Source organism: Natrinema sp. LJW11 (assembly GCF_056135975.1).
The window spans coordinates 736,352-756,278 of record NZ_JBWBDM010000002.1 but is presented as its reverse complement, the minus strand read 5'-3'; the positions used below and the strand labels follow the sequence as shown (position 1 = coordinate 756,278).

Annotated in this window: 21 protein-coding genes; 11 read left to right on the top strand and 10 right to left on the bottom strand. The window is 66.7% G+C overall.

The window, feature by feature from the left end; translation table 11 throughout:
* Window positions 1–17: 17 nt before the first annotated feature.
* Together AC0QDI_RS08340 and AC0QDI_RS08335 are read left to right on the top strand one after the other, a co-directional pair.
* A complete protein-coding gene (locus AC0QDI_RS08340; protein ID WP_474667077.1) occupies window positions 18–878 on the top strand; it encodes a PspA/IM30 family protein in 861 nt (286 codons plus the stop codon).
* Window positions 879–1,030: 152 nt separating this feature from the next.
* A complete protein-coding gene (locus AC0QDI_RS08335; RefSeq protein ID WP_474667075.1) occupies window positions 1,031–1,378 on the top strand; it encodes a hypothetical protein in 348 nt (115 codons plus the stop codon).
* A 78-nt stretch (window positions 1,379–1,456) separates the two neighbouring features.
* Here AC0QDI_RS08335 and AC0QDI_RS08330 read toward each other — a convergent pair whose 3' ends face one another.
* Window positions 1,457–1,969, bottom strand: a complete 513-nt coding sequence (locus tag AC0QDI_RS08330) for an FxLYD domain-containing protein (RefSeq protein ID WP_474667073.1) — start codon at window positions 1,967–1,969, stop codon at window positions 1,457–1,459.
* A 231-nt stretch (window positions 1,970–2,200) separates the two neighbouring features.
* Here AC0QDI_RS08330 and AC0QDI_RS08325 point away from each other — a divergent pair, with 231 nt between their 5' ends.
* The 4 genes from AC0QDI_RS08325 (at window position 2,201) to AC0QDI_RS08310 (ending at window position 5,090) form a co-directional block, all read left to right on the top strand.
* Complete coding sequence (locus tag AC0QDI_RS08325; protein WP_474667071.1) at window positions 2,201–3,253, top strand: DUF7972 family membrane protein; 1,053 nt, start codon at window positions 2,201–2,203, stop codon at window positions 3,251–3,253.
* Window positions 3,254–3,322: 69 nt separating this feature from the next.
* Window positions 3,323–4,366 (top strand): DUF7972 family membrane protein, encoded by a 1,044-nt coding sequence (locus AC0QDI_RS08320; protein WP_474667069.1) that lies wholly within the window; start codon window positions 3,323–3,325, stop codon window positions 4,364–4,366.
* 76 nt (window positions 4,367–4,442) lie between these two features.
* A complete protein-coding gene (locus AC0QDI_RS08315; RefSeq protein WP_474667067.1) occupies window positions 4,443–4,577 on the top strand; it encodes a DUF7577 domain-containing protein in 135 nt (44 codons plus the stop codon).
* 66 nt (window positions 4,578–4,643) lie between these two features.
* Complete coding sequence (locus AC0QDI_RS08310) at window positions 4,644–5,090, top strand: ATP-binding protein (RefSeq protein WP_474667065.1); 447 nt, start codon at window positions 4,644–4,646, stop codon at window positions 5,088–5,090.
* A gap of 80 nt (window positions 5,091–5,170) precedes the next feature.
* Here the strand turns inward: AC0QDI_RS08310 and AC0QDI_RS08305 are convergent, their stop codons facing one another.
* From AC0QDI_RS08305 to AC0QDI_RS08295, 3 genes are all read right to left on the bottom strand, one after another.
* Window positions 5,171–6,052 (bottom strand): hypothetical protein, encoded by an 882-nt coding sequence (locus tag AC0QDI_RS08305; RefSeq protein ID WP_474667063.1) that lies wholly within the window; start codon window positions 6,050–6,052, stop codon window positions 5,171–5,173.
* Between the two features lie 113 nt (window positions 6,053–6,165).
* Window positions 6,166–7,221 carry a dipeptide epimerase gene (locus AC0QDI_RS08300; RefSeq protein ID WP_474667061.1) on the bottom strand — a complete coding sequence of 352 codons (1,056 nt, stop codon included), beginning with the start codon at window positions 7,219–7,221 and terminating at the stop codon, window positions 6,166–6,168.
* A gap of 1 nt (window position 7,222) precedes the next feature.
* Complete coding sequence (locus tag AC0QDI_RS08295; protein WP_474667059.1) at window positions 7,223–8,242, bottom strand: N-acetyltransferase DgcN family protein; 1,020 nt, start codon at window positions 8,240–8,242, stop codon at window positions 7,223–7,225.
* Between the two features lie 136 nt (window positions 8,243–8,378).
* Between AC0QDI_RS08295 and AC0QDI_RS08290 the strand changes: the two genes are divergently transcribed.
* Entirely contained in the window at window positions 8,379–9,755 is a 1,377-nt protein-coding gene (locus AC0QDI_RS08290; RefSeq protein WP_474667057.1) for an MFS transporter, read from the top strand.
* 319 nt (window positions 9,756–10,074) lie between these two features.
* Window positions 10,075–10,269: a hypothetical protein gene (locus tag AC0QDI_RS08285; RefSeq protein ID WP_474667055.1), complete on the top strand. Its 195-nt coding sequence runs from the start codon at window positions 10,075–10,077 to the stop codon at window positions 10,267–10,269.
* A 106-nt stretch (window positions 10,270–10,375) separates the two neighbouring features.
* On the opposite strand, the gene AC0QDI_RS08280 is transcribed toward AC0QDI_RS08285, so the two are convergent.
* Both AC0QDI_RS08280 and AC0QDI_RS08275 read right to left on the bottom strand, forming a co-directional pair.
* Window positions 10,376–11,305 (bottom strand): Vms1/Ankzf1 family peptidyl-tRNA hydrolase, encoded by a 930-nt coding sequence (locus AC0QDI_RS08280; RefSeq protein ID WP_474667053.1) that lies wholly within the window; start codon window positions 11,303–11,305, stop codon window positions 10,376–10,378.
* 29 nt (window positions 11,306–11,334) lie between these two features.
* Complete coding sequence (locus AC0QDI_RS08275) at window positions 11,335–11,727, bottom strand: DUF5802 family protein (protein ID WP_474667051.1); 393 nt, start codon at window positions 11,725–11,727, stop codon at window positions 11,335–11,337.
* Between the two features lie 468 nt (window positions 11,728–12,195).
* Here AC0QDI_RS08275 and AC0QDI_RS08270 point away from each other — a divergent pair, with 468 nt between their 5' ends.
* Entirely contained in the window at window positions 12,196–12,993 is a 798-nt protein-coding gene (locus AC0QDI_RS08270; protein ID WP_474667049.1) for a hypothetical protein, read from the top strand.
* 139 nt (window positions 12,994–13,132) lie between these two features.
* Window positions 13,133–13,792: an ArsR/SmtB family transcription factor gene (locus tag AC0QDI_RS08265; protein ID WP_474667047.1), complete on the top strand. Its 660-nt coding sequence runs from the start codon at window positions 13,133–13,135 to the stop codon at window positions 13,790–13,792.
* Between the two features lies 1 nt (window position 13,793).
* On the opposite strand, the gene AC0QDI_RS08260 is transcribed toward AC0QDI_RS08265, so the two are convergent.
* A complete protein-coding gene (locus AC0QDI_RS08260; protein WP_474667045.1) occupies window positions 13,794–14,429 on the bottom strand; it encodes a DUF456 domain-containing protein in 636 nt (211 codons plus the stop codon).
* An 82-nt stretch (window positions 14,430–14,511) separates the two neighbouring features.
* Here AC0QDI_RS08260 and AC0QDI_RS08255 point away from each other — a divergent pair, with 82 nt between their 5' ends.
* Window positions 14,512–14,721 carry a hypothetical protein gene (locus AC0QDI_RS08255; RefSeq protein WP_474667043.1) on the top strand — a complete coding sequence of 70 codons (210 nt, stop codon included), beginning with the start codon at window positions 14,512–14,514 and terminating at the stop codon, window positions 14,719–14,721.
* Between the two features lie 86 nt (window positions 14,722–14,807).
* Here the strand turns inward: AC0QDI_RS08255 and ppsA are convergent, their stop codons facing one another.
* The 3 genes from ppsA to AC0QDI_RS08240 form a co-directional block, all read right to left on the bottom strand.
* Window positions 14,808–17,147, bottom strand: a complete 2,340-nt coding sequence (ppsA, locus tag AC0QDI_RS08250) for a phosphoenolpyruvate synthase (RefSeq protein ID WP_474667041.1) — start codon at window positions 17,145–17,147, stop codon at window positions 14,808–14,810.
* A 372-nt stretch (window positions 17,148–17,519) separates the two neighbouring features.
* Window positions 17,520–18,419, bottom strand: coding sequence for a PhzF family phenazine biosynthesis protein (locus tag AC0QDI_RS08245; protein ID WP_474667039.1), 900 nt, complete (start codon window positions 18,417–18,419; stop codon window positions 17,520–17,522).
* 73 nt (window positions 18,420–18,492) lie between these two features.
* Window positions 18,493–19,833, bottom strand: coding sequence for an alpha/beta hydrolase family protein (locus AC0QDI_RS08240; protein WP_474667037.1), 1,341 nt, complete (start codon window positions 19,831–19,833; stop codon window positions 18,493–18,495).
* Window positions 19,834–19,927 lie beyond the last annotated feature (94 nt).

Sequence of the window (19,927 nt, the reverse complement as noted above, 5' to 3'; positions counted from 1 at the left end):
AGCAATACGTAGCGAATATGGGCATCCTCTCTCGGACTTCCTACGTCATCCGGTCGAAACTCAACTCGGTGCTCAACCGGGCGGAGGATCCGACCGAAACGCTCGACTACTCCTACGAGCAGATGCGCGACCAGCTCCAGCAGGTCAAACGGGGCATCGCCGATCTGACCACGCAGAAAAAGCGCCTCGAGATGCAAAAACGCCGCCTCGAGGAAAACGTCGAGAAACACAACGGGCAGGCCCGAACGGCGGTCCAGCAGGGCCGAGAGGACCTGGCGCGACAGGCCCTCGAGAAGAAGAAGACGAAGATGAACCAGATCGAGGATCTGGAGCGCCAGATTTCGGACCTGCAGAACCAGCAGGATCGGCTGATCGATCAGAAAGACGAACTCCAGAGCCGCATCGAGGAGTTCCGGACCAAAAAGGAGACCATGAAGGCCCGCCACGAAGCCGCCAAGGCGAGTTCCCAGGTCTCGGAGGCGATGACGGCCACCGGCGAGGAGTTCGAGGACGTCGGCCGCGCCATCGAGCGCGCCGAGGAGCAGACCGAGGACATGGAAGCTCGCGCCGCCGCGATGGACGAACTCCACGAGTCCGGCGCGTTCGAGGACGTCCTCTCCGACAAGGACACTATCGACCGCGAACTCGAGCAACTGGAGACCGACAGCGGCGTCGAGGCCGAACTCGAGACGCTCAAATCCGAGGTCGGGTCGGGCGAATCCGACGCCGCCGGCGAGACCGACGCGGCGGTCGAATCCGAGGCCGAGTCCGATGCCGAAAGCGAGGCCGACGAGGCTGAACTCACGGAACTCGAGGGCGAGGATCAGGAAGAAGTCGAGGCCGAACTCGCGGAGTTACAGGACGAAGAGAACGCCTGAACGGGTCCCGTTGACGATGTCGGGCGTAGAAGGGCCGGGATGTCGATCCGCCGGACAGCCGAGCGTTTCTTGCGTTCCCGATGTCAAATTGCGATTCTGTCTCTCCGGGAGGGAGAGAAACGGTTACCATCGTTCATGATCAAGTGTGTCCTATGAGCAACGAGTCGCCGTTCGAATCCATCTCGCTGACCAACCAAGTGATCCTGCTCGCGGTCACCGAACTCGCCAGCGAGGACGAGACGCCGGTCCAGACGCACGAACTGCGACAACACTGCCAGCGGCACCTCCCCGAGGTCGACACGAAGGTCGTCGGGACGATTACCGAAGCGGACGTGATCCGATCGCTGTACCGACTCGAGGACGAGGGGCTCGTCGACGAAGTCAACGCGGCGGAAACGTCGCCGACGGGGAAGGGGCGGCCGGCGTACACGCTCGCCGTCAGCGCCGAAGCGGTCTACGAGGAGGTCGCCGACGAACTACTGAACGGGTCGTCCGACTGATTCCGATTCGGTACCACCGTATTCGGGCTCGCTCGAGGCCGTCCCGCTGTGGGCGACTCGAGGCCCGGTTCGGGGCCGTCAGGAGGGCGTTCCCAGAACGGTGATATCGTAGCTGGCGACGTCCGACGGCGCCTCGAGGACGATCACCTGAAACTCCCACGTCGAGCCGCCGTTGAGGTCGCCGGTGCTGGCGAGATAGCGGCCGAGCATGGCTCCGCCGTCGTCGTAGACGCGCGTTCGAACTTCGACGGTCTGGATCCGATCGGTTCCCGTGTTTTCGACGGTTCCCTGAATCGTCGAGCCGAGATAGCCGCTCTCGACGACGAACTCGTGTCCGCGCAGCGAGATCGGGTCGAGCGGCGTCACCGCGCTGCTGGGCTGCTGTTGGGCGAGCGACGCTGCCGTGGACATCTCGCTCGCCGACCGGTTGGAGACGTTGCTCTCGTTGATCCCGCTAACGGTCCCGTCCTCGTAGGTCGGTTGGCCGCCGAGACCGCCGTCACCGCCGAGACAGCCGGCGGCAGCGGCCGCGATACCTGATCCCAGCGTCGCGAGTACTCGCCGCCTGCTCGTCGGTTCCGCCCCGGTCATCGCCGCCGGGCGCTCGTCCGCGAGTTCGTTCCGTCACCGTGCATATATCGGTTCGACACCGCGGACGCATTTCAGTGTAGGCCTTGAAGCGCCGGTCCTTGCGTCTCCATCCGTCGATACCGGGCCGGCCGTTCACGGCACTGCGATTCTCGCGTCGAGCCGACGAAGCGCATACCGCTGGCGGTGTCTGCAACGACGGCCCTTATTGTCGGGTCGGTTGAACGTGTCGCTATGGGGTCTTCCGAGACCGACGAAACGCTCGAGTCCTACGGTGCCGACATCGGGGGGCAAGCGGGGTTGTTGACGCGGTTTCGCGAGTGGTTCCTGGTCAAAGGCAACCGGTTAGCTGTCGCGGCGACGGTGCTGATCGGTATCTTCGTTCTCCTCGTCGGGCTGTACGAACTCGGCGTTATCACCTTCGTCAACCCGAACTCCGTGACGCGCGTCGCCAGCGGGATGATCGCGGGCACGTTCTCGCTCGTGACGCTGGTCGTCTCGGTCAACCAGCTCATCCTCTCCCAGGAGTTCAGCGCGGCGGGCAAGGCCCGCGAGCGACTCGACGCGGTCATCGAGTTCCGACAGGCCGTCGCGGACGATGCGGCCGTTCCCGCGACCCCGGCGTCGCCCACGCGGGTGCTCGAGTTGATCGTCGAATCGATCCATCACGACGCCGACGGGCTCGCCGACGCCGTCGCGACGCACGACGACGATGAGTTGCGCGAAACGGTCGTTCGGTACACGAACGGCGTTCAGGAGCGGACGGATCGGATCGAGGACCGAATAGAGAGATCCAAATTCGACACGTTCTCGGCCGTTTCGGCGGCGATCACGTACGACGAGTCCTGGCATCTGTACGTCGGCACCCACCTGCGCGGCGAGTACGCGGACTCGCTGTCGCCGGCCGCGATGGCGCAACTCGACGACCTGATCGAGTCCCTGGAGCTGTTCCACGTGGCTCGAGAGCAGTTCAAGACGACCTACCTGCAACAGGAGCTCACCCGGTTCTCGCAGCTCACGGTGTACTGCGGCGTGCCGTCGATCCTGTCGGCGATCCTCGTCGGCTTCCTCTACGCCGATGTAACCGGGCCGAGCGTCAGCGCCGTCGTGCTCCCCTACGTCGTGAGCGCGCTGATTCTCATCGTGCTCTCGCCGCTCGCCTTGCTCGTCTCCTACATCCTCCGGACCGCGACCATCACGCGCCGGACCGCGTCGGTCGGCCCGATGGTCCCCCAGAAGGATCCCGACGAGGGTCCGTTCGACGTGAGCCACGGCGACCAGCGGTAGCCGCTTTCGGCCCGTCGTCGCTCGTGCGACACGCTTTTGTCCGCCGTTGTGGTCGATTCCGATCGCCGGATGGATACTTCGGATTCGAACGTCGGTGAGAGCGGCGGATCGGGCGAACACGATCAGTTGAACGGTCCGCGCCTCTATCTCCTGTTGCGCCTGAACCGCTGGCTGTTCACGGGGATCGTACTCGCGATCGTCTACGGCGTCCTCGTCGGACTCAGTCAGGTCGGCCTCACGCCGCTGCGCGTGATCGCCGCGTCCAGCAACGGCACCTTCTGGATCTTCTCGGCGTTCATCGGTGCGATCATCACCGGCACGTCGATCGTCGTCACGATCAACCAGCTGGTGCTCTCCCAGGAACTCGGCGCGGTCGGTGACCAGCGCGAGCGCATGCAGGAGGCGATGAAATTCCGTCGGGACACCGAGGACAAGCTCGAGGAAGACGTGACGCCGCCGGAACCCGCTGGGTTCCTCTACGAACTCGTCGACGGAATCGAGGACGAAGCGGCCGACTTCGAGTCGGCGGTGGCGGGCGACACCGACCTCGGCGACGACCTCCAGGAACGGATCCGCGACTACGCCGACGACGTAACCGGTAACGCTCAGACGGTCAAGGAAAACCTCGAGGATGCGCAGTTCGGCACCTTCGAAGTGATCTGGAACGCGCTCGCGTTTAACTACTCCCGAAAGATTTACGACGCCCGCAAGATCCGGTCCGATCACGGGGAGGAGCTCTCGGACGAAGCCGACGAGGAGATCGACGAGATGATCACCGTGCTCCAGCTCTTCGGCCCGGCGCGCGAGCACTTCAAGACGCTGTACTTCCAGTGGGAGCTGATCAACCTCTCGCGAGCGCTGCTGTACGTGGCGGTGCCGGCGCTGACGGTGATGGGGGTCATGCTGATGTACGTCGACGCCAACGCGCTCCCGGGGACGACGCTGGGGGTCGACAACCTCGTCTGGCTGACCAGCGCGGGCTTCGTCGTCGGCATCGCACCCTTCGTCATCTTCATCGTCTACATCCTCCGGATCGCGACCGTCGCCAAGCGGACGCTTGCGATGGGGCCGTTCATCCTCCGGGAGTCCGCGCGCGATGACGACCTCGGGTGAGGCCAGACGGCCGTCGTCGAACCCGCTTGCACACGGTGGCCCAGCGGCTATTTTTCTCCGGCCCCGACCGACGGGTATGGCGACCGCATCCGAACGGGCGAAGCGACAGCGGTGTTCGGTCTGTGGGACCGAAAACGATACCTTCTACTCGTACTGCCGACAGTGTCTCGCGGACCTCGAGGCCAAGACCACGGCTTCGTCGACCGTCTGAGGGTCCTGGGCTGGCTCTCCGCCGCGAATCCCACGACGGATATAGCACCGGCCGCTATCGGCGTGCGTGATCGTCGTCATCTGCGGGCCGCCGGGTGCCGGAAAGACCACCGTCGCGACCCGCGTTCGCCGCCGACTCGAGGAGCGGGACCGCCCGGTTCGGCTGTTCCACTCCGACGACTTCTCGAGTCGGACCTACGAGCAACTGGCCGAGCGGGTCGACGAGGCTCCCGCGGACGCGATCACGCTCGTCGACGGGACGTTTTACCGCCGGGAGTGGCAGACGGGGTTTCGGACGCTCGGCGACGTTCGGTTCGTCCTCGTGACCGCGAGCCTCGAGACCTGCCTCGAGCGCAATCGAGAGCGAGCGGATGCGATCGACGAACGGGGCGTTCACGTCGTTTTTCGGGAGTTCGAAGCGCCGGACGCCGACCTCGAGATCGATACCGATCGGTGCGGGCCCGACGAGGCGACCGATCGGGTCGTGGCCGCGCTCGAGTCGTGGCTTCACTGACGGCTCCTCGTAGCCGAGAGCGCCGCTGTCCGGGATCCCCGTTCGACGGTTCGCTGCGTCGCTGCGGTTCTCGACCGAGGTCACAGTCCGAGATCGATACCGAAGGGGCCGGGCGGGGCGAACTCGTCGGGGGTTCGCTCGGGGACGAGTCCGTTCGGAAGCACGTCCCAGCCGAGTTCGTCCTCCCCGGGGACGGCGTCGGTCTCGAATTCGGGATCGGCGGCCGGCGACAGCTCGCGATCCTCCTGCGGGGGCGCGTCGTGTGCGTAGACGCTCTCGGAGTGGTCGACGGTCCAGACGTGGAGCATACAGGGCGTTCGACAGGCTACGTCGAGATTCCCGTCCTCGAACTCGCGTTCGTAGGCCTGCTGGTAGTACCACCAGCCGAATCGCCCCGGGAGGCCGGTGTGGGCGTGCCACGGCGAACACCGGTCCGTGGACTCGTCCTCGCCGTACACTGCCGGCGGCTCGACCGGTTCCCCGCCGCGCGTCGCGATGAACATGACGCCCATCGACCGCCACGATTCGTTGTCGACGAGGACCGATTCCGGTCGCTCCGGGTTCAGAACGTCGTCGTCGCCGATGAACTCCGGACTGAGCCAGTGCGACCAGCTGTCGTCCCCCGTCTCGAGCGTGTCGAAGTACGGCTTGAACCCCGCGTCGATCAGCGCGTTCACGTCGGGAAACCGGGTCTCGAGACTCTCGGCGACGCCCGATCGGAGTTCGGTCGTCGCCGGATGGTCGTCCGCACACCCCTCCGTACTCGTCCCCTCGCAGTGGGTCATTCCGGGCTCGAGGGTCGCGTCCGGACAGCCGCGATCGAACCGCGGCGCGAGCGCCGGTCCGCCGCCACCGTTCCCATCGGCTCGGGCGCTGTCGACCACCGAAAGCGCGACCGTCCCGGCCGACGCTCGCAATAGCGCCCGACGGGACACGGGTCGATCGCCGTTACTGTCGTCCATACCAGCACGTTCCACACCGACGACCGCTATGAAACCCCGTTGGTGGTCGCGCTGACAGTCGTCGGCAGTGACTCCTCGAACGGTTTCGAACGTGGATTCTCGGACTCCAGAACTCAGTCGAATTCGGACTCGAGGACGGCACCCGTCCCCGGCCGCTCGAGGCCGGCGAGATCGATCCGGCCGTCGGGCATCGGGACGCCGTCGGCGGGGTCGTCGGCCAGCAACAGCGAGCCGTCGAGGTCGGCGTAGTCCAGCAGCGGGGCGAGGTGACAGGCCGCCGCGATCGAGGCGTTCGATTCGGTCATACAGCCGCACATGACCTCGAGGCCGTGAGCGCGGGCGGCGTGGATCATCCGCTTTGCTTCCCCCAGCCCGCCACATTTCATCAGCTTCAGGTTCGCGATGTCGCACCGGTCTGCGATCCGAGGAATATCCGCGAGCGTCACGCAGGACTCGTCGGCGGCGATCGGCAAGCTCGAGCAGTCGTAGACGAACTGCAGTCCCTCGGGGTCCTCGGCGGGAACCGGCTGTTCGACGAACGCGAGGTCGAACTCGGCGAGTCTGTCGATCTTCGCGACCGCCTCGCGGGGCGTCCAGGCCTCGTTCGCGTCGACGAACAGCCTGACGTCCGGCGCGACCGATCGAATCGTCCGGACGATCTCGAGATCGCGGTCGGTGCCGAGTTTGATCTTCAACGTGTCGTACCCGCGCTCGAGCGCCGTCTCGGTTTTCTCGCGCATCGCCTCGAGGTCGTCGAGGCCGATGGTGTACGACGTCTCGAGCGTCTCCGCCGGATCGAGTCCCCAGTATCGATACAGCGGCTCCTCGAGCCGTTTCGCGACGAGGTCGTAAAGCGCGACGCTCACCGCGGCGCGGGCCGACGGATTCCCCCGAACGGTCTCGCGCAGCTCCCGTTCGATCCGCTCGAGCTGGTGGGCATCGCCGACATCCTCGACGACCGCCAGCAGGTCGGGGAGGACGGCTTCGACCGTCGCGGCGGTCTCGCCGTAGTGAGCGGACGGCGCGGCCGCGCCGATGCCGGTCGGTCCGTCGTCGGCGTCGCTGATCCGAACGAAGACGACCTCGGTTTCGGTCGTCGTCCCGCGGGCGATCCCGAAGGGGTACTCGAGGGGAAGCGAGCGCCGTTCGAACGAGGTATCGAGGGCCATCTCAGAGTAACGCCTCGAGTAGCTCGTCGGTCCCGAAGCGGATCACGTCGGCCGCGGGCGCGTCGAGCGCGTCGGCGTACGCTGCGACCGCCTCGCGGGCGTCCGCGTCGTCCTCGAGACGGGACGTGTTGAGCGCACCGGCGACGACTCGACTCGCCGCGACCGGTTCGGCGACGCTCTCGTAGAGATCGACGTAGGCGGGGATCGACGGCAGCGAGAACGATTCGTAGCCGTGGATCGCCTCCCGGCCGGCCTCGTGACAGAGCACGAGCGAATCCGCCATCGAGCCGTGGAGGATTCCCAGCGTGACCGGCGAGTACGCCGGATGGACGATGCTGCCCTGCCCCTCGACGAAGAGGTAGTCGTGGTCGTTGCCCACCGCCGTGATCATCTCCTCGACCGCGCCCGCGGTGAAGTCGCTGACGACCCGGTCGATCGGGGTGCCCCACCCCTCGATCATGATCCCCGTCTGGCCGGTCGGGATCACGGCTGCGTCGTGGCCGGCCGCGCGGGCGTCGCGGGCCAGTTCCATCGTCGTCGTCATCTTGCCGACCGAGCAGTCGGTGCCGACGGTGAGGATCACCTCGGCGTCGACCTCGCTCGCGACGCCCTGGCTGACCGCGAGATCCGCCGGCGGCTTCCGAACGTCTCGGATCTCGCAGTCGTTGTCGGCCGCCAACCGGGCGAACTCCTCGTCCTCGGCGAGGAAGGCGTGCAGCCCGGAAATGACGTCACAGCCCTCCTCGAGGGTCGTCCGGACGTCCTCGCGCCAGCTCTCGTCGAAGCCGCCGCCGATCGGGGCGATGCCGATCAACAAGGCGTCGACGGCGTCGGACTCGAGGGCGGCCATGTCGGCGACGATCGGCGCGTCCTGGACGTCGGGGACGAAATCGCCGACCCGGTGACCGGCACTGTCTCGGTCGAGGACGGCGACGACGTCGTGGTCTGCGTATCGGAGGACGCCGAGGGCGGTCTTGGCTCGGTCGGGAAACTTCTCGTGAGCGAGGATCGCAACGCGCATACTCGGAAATTGACGAGGGTGTACTTGAACTCCCGGTCGGGCCGTCGGTGGCGACGAGTCGTCTCGACGGGCGAACGCCCGTCACGACGGCCCGACGATCGCCACTACTTACCCGTTCGCGTTCCAGGGACGGACGATGACGGATCGCTGGCTCGGCGCGTGGGGACTCGGCTCGGTCGCGTTCGGCGGCGCCTCCCTCCTGGTACCGCTCTACATCGTGGAACTCGGTGCATCACCGGTTCAACTGGGAGTGCTGGCGGCGACGGCCGCCGGCGTCGCCGCACCGGGCGCGATCGCGTTCGGCCGGCTCGCGAACCGGGTCGCTCACCGCCGACTGCTGGTGCTCGTGACCCTGATCTGCGTCGCGGTCTCGCTGGCCGCGATCCCGTTTCTCACCTCGATTTCGGCGGTCATCGCCGCGAACGCGGTCCTCTGGCTGTTCGCCTCGTCGATCGGTCCGGTCCTGACGATGCTCGTCGTCGACGACGCCCCGGAATCCCGGTGGAGCGAGCGGATCGGGCTCGTGAACAAGTATCAGGGCTACGGCTGGGCCGGCGGCCTCGTCCTCGGGACGGTCTGGCCGGCCGTCGGACGTCGACTGCTCGCGGCCGACGAGGTCACGCGGACGCTGTGCTGGGTGCTCGCGGGGTGTGCCGGCGCGAGTGCGATCCTCGCGGCGCGAACGCTCCCGCGGCCCGAGCCGTCGGCTCACGTCACGGACGAGCGCGCCGCTCGTCGGATCGGCCGGCTCCTCGCGAGCTCCAGCCGCGGCGTCAGAGGGGCCACGGTTTCGTTCTCGCCGACCCGACTCTACTGGTCGACGCGCGGGATCGATCCCCGACGGCTCGCGACCCGCCTCGAGCCGGCGATGGCCACGTACTTCGTCGCCGGAGCGTTCTTCTTCACCGGTTCGGCCGCCTTCTGGGCACCGCTCCCGCTGTTTCTGACCGACGCCGGCTTCGATTCGGGGCAGGTGTTCGCGCTCTATCTGGCCTCGAGCCTCGGCTCCGCGGTCTGTTACGAGGCCGCCGGACGGCTCTCGGGGCGATACGACGTTCGGCTCCTGCAGACGGGCGTCCTCGCCGCGAGGGGGGTGCTGTTCCCGGTGACCGTCGCCGTGGCGGGGCTGGCTGCGACCGTCGCCTTCGGCGCTGCCGGGCTCGTTCTCGCACTCCTCGGGGTGACGTGGGCGGGCATCGCCGTCATCGGGACGGCGATCGTCACTCGGCTCGCGCCGCCGGGCCTCCGGGGAGAGGTACTCGGGGCCTACGTCGCACTGGGGGCGCTGGGCGGTGCGCTCGGCGGCGTCCTCGGCGGGTGGACCGCCACCCTCGGCTACGCCGTGGCCTTCGGCGTCGCCGGCGGACTCGTCCTCCTCGGTGCGGCCTTGGTCGTCTCCCTCGAGGCGCTTTCGGGCGGCGGTCGCGCCGTGACAGCGTCGCCGGAACCCGAAGGCGGGGTCGAGACGGTCGGCCAGGAGATCCAGACGCGGGCAGCAAACCGCGACGAGTAGCGGGCCGATATCGGCGCTGCGACCGCCGAGTACCGTTCTCGCGCGACGACCGGCGGAAAAAGATTGGCGTTCGTCGGTCAGTTCGCCTTGAGGGAACGGGCGGGACGACGGAAACCACGCTGGGCCGGTCGGCGTCGAGTATGCCGCGAACGCGTCGTAATTGCGGTTCAGCGGGCCGCTCTCGACCGACCGTTTCGCCCTCGCCATCTGTTGGCGGTACTGTTTCACTGCCAGCAACGACTACCGGGAGCCCATCGACTCGGTATGCGGCAATCAACGGTCGGTGCGCTTATGTGGCCGACTCGTGTTAACTCATACCATGAACGGTGTCCTGAACGAGACGACGAACAAGATCCACCAACACGAATCCGGCCGTTCGGACTTCCAGACGAGTTGCGGGGCGACCTCCCACGTCGCTCACGACAACCTCCGACTGGTCCCCGTCGAGCGGGCGGTCAGTGACGCGGACGCGAACAGATGCGGTCGCTGTTTCGACGACGGCGGCAGCTACTGACCCCGTATCGTCTGAAGCGCTGACTCATACGGTCTACTGTAAGTCATTGCCGGTGGGACCGCGACCGCCCTGCGGTCCCACCGGTAAATCGGTACAGCAAACCGTATCACAGCACCCGGAGCTCCGTCGTCCAGAACGACCGGACGGCGTCCGCGAGCGCCGCCTTCGGTTCGCCGGTCGCGTCGACGGCGGCCGTCGCGGTCGGCTCGAGCCTCGATTCGTCGACGAGCGCGTCGACGGTGCCGCGCTGGCCGACGAGGAAGAGCGGCGTGTCGGCTCGCTCGCCCCCCGGTTCGTACGCCGTCAGCGCGTCGCGACAGCGCTCGAGGTGGTCGTCGATCTGTCCGTCGCGAATCCGTTCGAAGCGGGCCTGCGAGAAGCCGCCCTTCGAGTGGCTCCCCTTGACGTCGCTCTCGAAGCCGCGGTACTCGACGCGCTCGTCGTCCTCGTAGACCCCGACGGCGAACAGATCGGTCCGGACCAGCGCGACCGCGTGTCGGCCGGTCGGCAGGAACCACTCGCGCTCGAGGGCGAACCGGTCGCGCCAGGCCGCGTCGACGTCGGGAGTGATCGGCGGCTCGAGCGTCACAGCGAGCAATCCGGCGTCGTCGACGCAACACAGACACGGCGCGGCCTCGTCGACGAGCGCGAGCCGCTCGCCGAGCACGTCGTCCAGATCCGCACGGACCGATTCGGGCACCGCGTCGTCCACGCCGGCGGTCAGCGCACCCTCGGCTCCCGTTCGGAGGGACGCCAGCCGGTCCAGAACCGCCTCGAGCCGGCGGCCGCGAAGCTGGTCGCGGCGGCGAACCGTCAGCGAGCTTTCATCCGCGTTCACTCGCTCGAGTTCGCCCTCGAGTTGGGCGATCCGATCCTCGAGCCGGTTGACCCGCTCTTCGGCGTCCTGTCGTGCCGTCGCGGCGTCGGCTCGGCGCTCGGATTCGGCCTCGTAGCGCTTTCGCAACCGCTCGTTTTCCTCCTCGAGTTCGTCGATGCGCGCGTTGAGCGAGGCGCGGCCGAGCAACCTATCGAGCATCCGGCCGAAATCGGGAAGCGAGGCTACTTCTAGGTTCCGGCGTTCGGCGGCTCGTCACCGGTCGGCCCCGCCTCGCCGGCTCGCAAGCCGCCGGCGAACGAGAGCAGCTGACGGGCGCGCTCGCGCCGGGCCAGAAACACCTCCCGGAGCGACGGCGGGTTCCGGACGTCGGTCCCTTCGAGCATCGATTCCGGCAAGGCGAGCGTGTTCGTCGGGACGGCGTCCGCTCCGTGAACCGGGAAGTGACTGGTCTCGAATTTCATCACCAGCGGCGCGTCGAGTCGCTCGAGGCCGTCACCGGTGGCGTACACTTCCTCGTTGATGCGTTCGTGCTGGTCGCTGTGCATGAGTGCGTGATTCCCGTCGGTCGGGGTCACGTAGAGACGTCCGAGATAATAGCTTCGCGAGAACACCTCGAACATGGTACTAGATAACATGGGTCGAGGTGATATAACTGTTGGCAGGTAGGTTTAAGCCGACGCGCTATCGGTGCGTTCTCCGTTCGACGACCGCTCGTGCGATGTCCGGTCGTCTCGGTCGAAACTCCGTTTTATTAGACCGCGGACAGTATCCGGTCCGTCCCTCCCCGACCGAGCCCCGGCCGCGAGAGAGGTGATCGTGACGTTCCGCCGGTCACAGCAGCGAGCGATCGTGACGCAACTTCGACTGAAGTAGCGAGTGATTGACGCCCCGCTCTCCGAGTGGAACGATTTGAACCATCCGCTAAACGCCGATGAACCGGGCCCGAAAACCGTCGGCTGATCGAGTTCGTTGACGGCTACTCCAGCCGCCTTGAACGCTCAGAACGGATTTCAGCGCTCTACCGGGGCGATTAAACGATTCGAACGAAGCTCCGTCTTTTTACTACATTCACGCGGAGAAGAAAGACAATGAGACGCACGCGACCGGTCGCTCTCCTGGTGATTCTCACCGTCGTCGGTCTGGCTGTCGCGCTGCTCGCGACCGGTGCCGTCGCGAACACGTTCGCGGCCACCGATGCCGGCGGTGCCCAGTCCGACTCGACGAACGCGTCCGTCGGGACGGTCATGCAGGCGAGCGCAGCTGATACGGAAAACGGTGTCGAGTCGGGAATGTTCGATGCGGCCTACGAGCGCGCCGACAACGAAACCCGGGCGGCGGTCGTCACCGAGCGGACCGACCACCTCGAGGCGAAAGTAACTGCACTCGAGACCGAACGCGCTACCCTCGAGTCTCGACGCGAGGAGCTTTCAACGGGGGCCTACCGATCGCAGATGGCCCGGCTGACGGTTCAGATCGCCAGCCTCGAGCGAACGATCGAACGAACGGAGTCCCGCGCCGACGAGGCCGGCATCGGCAGGGATCGGCTCGCGAACTTACGAGGGAACGCGACCGCGATCCGTCAGGCCGCGTCGGAGCAGGCCGGACCGGTCGTCGCGGCGGTCGCCCGGGGAGTGGCCGGCGACGGACCCCCCGCCGGTGACGCAGGACCGCCGGCCGATGGCGGCGGCCCCACCGACGACGAGTCGCCGGGAACCGGTCCCGATACCGGCGCGCCGGGATCCACACCCGGTGAGACGGCGACGGGAAACGGCTCTAATGGACAGACGCCGGGGAGCGGAACCGACGAACGACCGTCGGGAAACGACCCCGATGAGCAGTCGTCCGGCGAGACGCCGGCCGATCCCGGCAAACCGGACGGAAAATAGTTGCGGCAAACCGTATCAGAGACGCCCAGCGGGGCCGACGCCGACGGCTGATCCGCCATCACCCGGGCTCGAATCGCATCGATCCGTCGCGTACTGCGAGCAGACACGCTTTTCAGCGCCGATCACTAACGCTGTCTCGATGGATTCCGCCGCGCTGTTGGATTTACTCGGGAACGAAAACCGGAGGCGAATTCTCCAGTTGCTCGCCCGGAAGCCGTGTTACGTCACTGAAATTTCTGAATACCTCGGCGTGAGTCCCAAGGCGGTCATCGAGCACCTGCGAAAACTCGAGGAGGCGGGGCTAATCGAGAGCCGCGTCGACGACCAGCGGCGGAAGTACTTCCACATCGCCCGGAACGTCCGACTCGAGGTCAACGTCTCGCCGTACGGTTTCGCGAGCAAGAGCGCCTATCCGGCCAACAGTAGCTTCGATATCACGACCTGTCGACACCTCTCCCTCGATATCTCGTGGGACGAAACCGGGGATCTCGACGAGCTACTCGCCGTGCTGGAAGATCTGGAACGGCTCGAAAACGAGCTGTCGCTGGCCCAGCGATGGGTGCAGGGGCGGCTCTACGACGTGCTCGAGAACATCTCCGAGACCGTCGGTGCCGGCCCGGAGAGTCGGATCTACGCCGATCTGCTCGCCAGCGTCCGTTCGGAACCGAAATCGGTCGGCGAACTCAGCGAAGACATCGACGCCCCCCGCGAAGTCGTCGCCGACTTGCTCGAGGTGATGGCCGACAACGGGGTCGTTCGCCGGACGGAACGCGGCTGGGAACTGACGACGAACGGCTGACTCAGTCGATATCCGTCGAAAGCCCGTCGCGGAGGTCGCGACCGAAGTAGTAGCCCACGACGGCGGCGAGGAGTCCGACGGTCGCGCCGACGGCGATGAGCGGCCGTCCGGAGCCGACTGCGATGAGGACGGTGTTGCTGATGACCGCCGCGACGCCGCCGACCGAGACGCCGGCGGCGCTCATCTCGAGATAGCGCCGCTTCGACGCGACGAGCCCGATTACGAAGGCGACGGCGAACATGCCGATCATGCGGCCGGCGAACGGCAGGACGGTCGCCCCGGCCAGGACGCCGGCGCTGAGCAGGCCGACGAGCGCGAGATACTCCTTCGGGGAGAAGTATCGCCCGAGCGAGAGTCGCGACGTGATCGGTGAGAGCCACGATCGCGACGAGCCGGTGTCGGATTCGGCGTCGGCCGTACTGTCGCCGTCGAGGTCGGCGTCTCGCGCGGGATCGAGCCCGGTGAGAGGATCCACGCCGGTGTCCCCGCCCGCCGTGCTCCCCGCGGTTTCGGACTGCCCGTCGTCGACGGCGGCTCCCGACCCCGAGAGCAGGCGATCCGTCTCCTCGAGGAGGTCGTCGGTCGCGGGTGCGTCCGGCTCCCGACTCTCGGTCACCTCGTCCGAACGATCGCTCATACTCGAACGGTGGCCGGCCGACATCTTGGACCTTTCCCCGCCCGGCCGCAGGCTATACGAGGGCAGCCACCCCATCGAACCCATGACCTGGGCTGCGACGGCGACGCTCGGCCTGTGTTCCATCGGGGCCGGCGCGTTCATCTACGTGCTCGTGGCGAACCTCGAGCCCCAGCCCGAGTATCCGGCGCTCATGACGGACCTGCTTCGATTTCTCGGTCTCGCGATCGCGGTCGCAGCACTCGGGATCGGTCTGGTCTTTCTCGTCGCCGCCGGCTACGCATACACGTGGTGACCGTCTTGTCACATGTATCGGCAGTCTCCGTACACGCGGCGACGGCGTCGAGCGCACCTCGTCCGAAAAATCAGTGAACGCGACCGTTAGCGAACGGAGTCGAGCAGGAGCTTCTGCTCGACTCGCTTGACCTCGTGTTGGACGTCGCGGACGGCGTCGATGTTCGCCGAGATCGAGCTGATCCCCTCGTTGACGAGGAACCGGGCCATCTCGGGTTTGGAGCCGGCCTGTCCGCAGATGCTCGTGTCGACGTCGTGTTCGCGACACGTCTCGATGACGTCCCCGATGAGCCGCAGGATGGCAGGGTGGAGTTCGTCGAAGCGGTCGGCGACGTGCTCGTTGTTGCGGTCGACCGCGAGCGTGTACTGGGTCAGGTCGTTCGTCCCGAAGGAGGCGAAGTCGATGCCCGCTTCGGCCATCCCCTCGACTGAGAGCGCGGCGGCGGGCGTCTCGATCATGGCACCCCAGCGGCGTCTCTCGGGATCGATCCCCGCCTTCTTCATCAGCTCCTTGGTCTGGTAGATGTCCTCGGCGTCGTTGACCAGCGGAAGCATGATCTCGACGTTGTCGTATCCCAGCTCGTAGAGGCGACGGAACGCCTCGAGTTCGTGCGCGAAGACGTCAGGACGGTCGAGCGAGCGCCTGATGCCCCGGTAGCCGAGCATCGGATTGTGCTCGTCGGGCTCGTCTTCGCCGCCCTCGAGTTGGCGGAACTCGTCCGTCGGCGCGTCGAGCGTGCGGACGCGGACGGGCCGCGGATAGAACTCGTCGGCGACGCCGCGAATCCCCTCGACGAGCTCCGTGATGTAGGCGTCCTCGCCGTTCTCCGCGATGAATTTCGCGGGCGTCTGGTTCAGCGAGAGGATCATGTGCTCCATGCGGAGCAGGCCGACGCCGTCGGCACCCGTCGCGGCCGCTCGTTCGGCGGCTTCCGGGATGGAGACGTTGACCTTGACCTCCGTCGCGGTCATCGGTTTGACCGGCGACTGCGGGCGAACCTCCTCGACCGGCTCGGTCTCCTCGTCGGGTTCGACTTCGGATCCCTCGAGCACCGCGCCCTTCTCGCCGTCGAGCGTGACGACCTGGCCGTCCTCGAGAGTGGTCGTGGCGTTGGTCGTCCCGACGATGGCGGGGACGCCGAGTTCGCGCGAGACGATGGCGGCGTGGCTGGTCATGCCGCCCTCGTCGGTGATGATGCCTGAGGCCCGCTTCATCGCGGGCACCATGTCGGGCATCGTCATCTCGGTGACGATGATGTCGCCCTCGCTGACCTTGTCGAGGTCGTCGAGCTTGAGGACGATCCGCGCCGGGCCGCTGACCGTCCCCGGACTCGAGCCCAGGCCGTCGACGAGGATCTCGCCGGAGCCGCTCGAGTCGGTCCCGCCAGTACCGCCGCCCTCGGCGGCCTGCATGCTCCCGCTGCCGTCGGTCAGTCCCTTCGCGGCGTCGACGCTCCCGGTCGGATCCGCGGCGTCGCTCCCGTCCTCGTCGATCGTCGTGATCGGGCGCGACTGGAGCATGTACACGTCACCGTCGACGATCGCCCACTCGACGTCCTGGGGCTCGCCGTAGTGGTCCTCGACGCGTTCGCCGAGGTCCATGAGCGCGTCGATCTCGTCGTCGGAGACGACTCGCTGAGTGCGCTTATCCTCGGGCACCTCGCGCTCGACGGTCTCGCCGGTCGCCTCGTCTTTTTCGTGCATCACCTTCTTCTCGGCGATGGTGACGTCCATCGACCGGTCCTCGCGGTCGATGACGTAGTTATCCGGCGAGACGGCACCGGAGACGACGGCTTCGCCCAGTCCCCATGCGGCCTCGATGATCATCGTCGCGTCGCCCGTCGAGGGGTGGCTCGTGAACATCACGCCCGACTTCTCGGCGTCGACCATCTGCTGGACGACGACCGCGATGTTCACCGCGGAGTGATCGAACCCCTGCTCTTGCCGGTAGTAGATCGCTCGCTGGGTGAATAGCGAGGCCCAACACTCCCGAACGCGGTCCAGCAGGGCTTCCTCGGTCACATTGAGGAACGTCTCCTGTTGGCCCGCGAAGGAGGCGTCCGGCAGGTCCTCGGCCGTCGCCGACGACCGAACGGCGACGAACGCCTCGCCGTTGCCGACCTCGTGGTAGCTCTCGAGGATCTCCGTCTGCAACTCGTCGGGGAACGGCGTCTCGAGGATGAGCTCCTGTGCGCGGTCGGCCGCGTCGGCCAGCGCGGCCGAGTCGTCGACGTCGACATCGACGGCCGCGAACAGCTCCTCGTCGATTTCGGCTTCTTCGATAAACGATCGATAGGTCCCAGCGGTGACGACGAATCCCGGTGGAACGGGCAGCCCAGCGCTCGTGAGCTCGCCCAGGGAGGCACCTTTACCGCCGACCGTCTCGAGGTCGCCGGCACTGATCTCGTCCAGCCAGAGTACAGCCATCTCTAGTGAGGTGGTCACTGGAACGAATAAAGAAGGTTGCGAACGGTCGCTCTCAATCCCAACTCGAAATCGAATGAACGTTCCAAATTTCTGGCGAAGACGGCTCGTTCGGATCGGAATCAGCCGTTCGAGCACCGTCGGGTTTCGTGAGAGAGTAGCCGCTGACAGTCGGTCCACACATCGGACGACGGCGTTGCGATCAGTGTACGATTCGGTTCAACGGCTACGATAGCAGCGCCGCGACTCGATAGTCGGGCGTTTCGCCTCGGCACCGCCGACCGACCTGTTTCTCGCGGTGAGTACACGATCTCGGACACAGTCTCCGATAGCTGTCTCTCCGTATCTCTGTCCGTACGCTCGAGGCGGTCGCTATTAGGCCTCGAGAATCTCGTCCTCGTCGTCTTCGGGGACGACGATCGAACCGTCGAGGACGGTGACGCCCCGGCCGCCGACCCGTACCGCGTCGTCGATCCGAACGCGGACCAGGCCCGGCCGGTCGACGTAGTGGCCCTGCTCGAGCCGGAGCTCCTCGGGCAGGTCGTCGTCGAACGCGCCGAAGCGATCGAGGTACGCGCAGACGGCCCCGCTCGCGGTGCCGGTGACCGGATCCTCCGGGACGCCGGCCCCCGGCGCGAACATGCGACCGTGGAGCGTCGACCCGGGCTCGAGCGCGTCGAAGGTAAAGAGGTAGATACCCGCAGCGTCGACTGCGTCGGTGAGCGCCTCGATCGCCGCCATATCCGGTTCTGCGTTCCCGACGTCCGAGAGGTACGTGATCGGGGCGATCAGGAACGGCAGACCGGTCGAGGACACCGCGAGCGGGATGTCGGCGCTCGCGCCCTCGAGCGCGGCCGCATCGACGCCCAGCGCGTCCGCGACGCGGTCGTAGCCCACGTCGACTTCGCGGATCGACGGCTCGTCCTGCGTCATCCAGACCGTGCCGTCCTCGGCAATCTCGATCTCGAGGACGCCGACGTTCGTCTCGAGGGTCGTCGATCCGGGCTCGAGGCCCTCGTCGTGAAGGTGGGCGAAGCTACCGATCGTCGCGTGACCGCAGAGGTCGACCTCTTGCGTGGGCGTAAAGTACCGAACGCGGCGGTCAGCGTCCTCGCTCGAGCGGAGGAACGCCGTCTCGCTGACGGCCATTTCGGCGGCGATCGCTCGCATCTGGTCGTCCGAGAGGCCGTCCGCGTCCGGAACGACGCCCGCCGGGTTCCCGGTGAGCGGTTCGTCGGTGAAGGCATCGACCTGCACGATCCGAATCGTCTCCATACGACGTGCGTGGTGCGACCGGCGTATGAATCCTCGGTCGTCGGGTGGGCGAAAGCGCGTGTCGACGCACCGATCACAGGTCGGTGATCCAGTCCGCGAGATCGGTGATAACGCCCTCGGCGACGTTGTTCCGAACGGCGTACGCGAACTCCACCGACGGGCCGTCGCCCGGCATGAACAGGTGGTCGAGCCCGTCGTAGGTCTCGAACGTCACGGTCGACTCTCCGTCGAGTTCGGACCGCCACCGCTCGAGGTCGTCGGCCGCGGTGACCTGAAAGTCACGTCCGCCCTGCAGCAGGTACAGCGGAACGTCGACGTCCGCCGCGGCCCCCAGGTGATCGTACGCCGCGAGACTGTCCCAGAAGGCACCGGGGTTCCCGAGCAGTTCGTCGCCCGACTCGTACTCCCCCGCCCGTACCCGTTCGATCTCGTCGCTCCAGCGCTCGTAGATGCGCACCAGCCCGTCCCACTCGTGGTCGCCGACCGACACCTTGTACTCGAGTTGCGCGAGCGTCAGTTCGTGGTACGGACGCGCCGGCGCGGCCAGTCCGACGACGCCAGCGAGATCGCCGTCTCGAGCGGCGATCCGCGGTGTTGCCGTCCCGCCGAGACCGTGCCCGACCGCGACGATTCGGTCAGCGTCGACGCCGTCGACGGTCCGGAGTCGCTCGATCGCGACGAGCGCGTCGTCGACGGTGACGCGATCGAGGGTGTGGGAACTGGGTTCGACTTTGCAGATGGGAAGCCGTTTGTCGTATCGAAGGGTAGCGATGCCCCGCGTGGCGAGGCCCTCGGCCAGATCCCGAAACGGCGCAGAGCCGCCTCGGTCGTTGTTCTTCGTTCCCGCGCCGGCACCGTGAACGAGAACGACGCCGGGGACGGCCTCGTCTTCGGCAGCGGGCGTCGTCACGATTCCGGGGAGCGAACAGTCTTCGACCGCGAGCGTCACGTCCTGCTCGGTGACCGCGCTCGAATCGACGTACGACGGTCGCTCGTACTCGTCGACGACGCCGCAGTCGACGAGGCGCGACTCTCCGTCGACGATAGTTCGACAGACGTGGTCACCGCGGTCGAACGACAGCGTTAGGTCGACCGCGGAGAGGTCGTTCTTCGTCGATACCGCCGTGTCGGCGAGCTCCGCGTACGCGCCGCTCACCGCACTGTACCCCATCCAGAGGCGCTCGAGTCGGGCGGGATCGCCGCGTTTGTCCCGTTCTCGCTCGACGAATCGCTCGCTCGCCCGCTCGAATCGCTCGTTCGCGAGGTCGTCGACGAACGCCGTCGCGACGTCTTCCTCGTTCTCCGGGCCGTTTTCGTCGTCCGTCTCCTCGCCGAGCAGGCCGGCACAACCGGCTACTGCCGACGCTGTCGCCGTCGATACCGCCGCCATGACGGTCCGTCGTCGGGGTGCCATCGATACCGAACCGACCACGGTTTGTCAGATAAAGACGAGGTCGATTCTCTGTGACTGTACTCGACATTGATATTCGAAGGTGTCCGCGACTCAC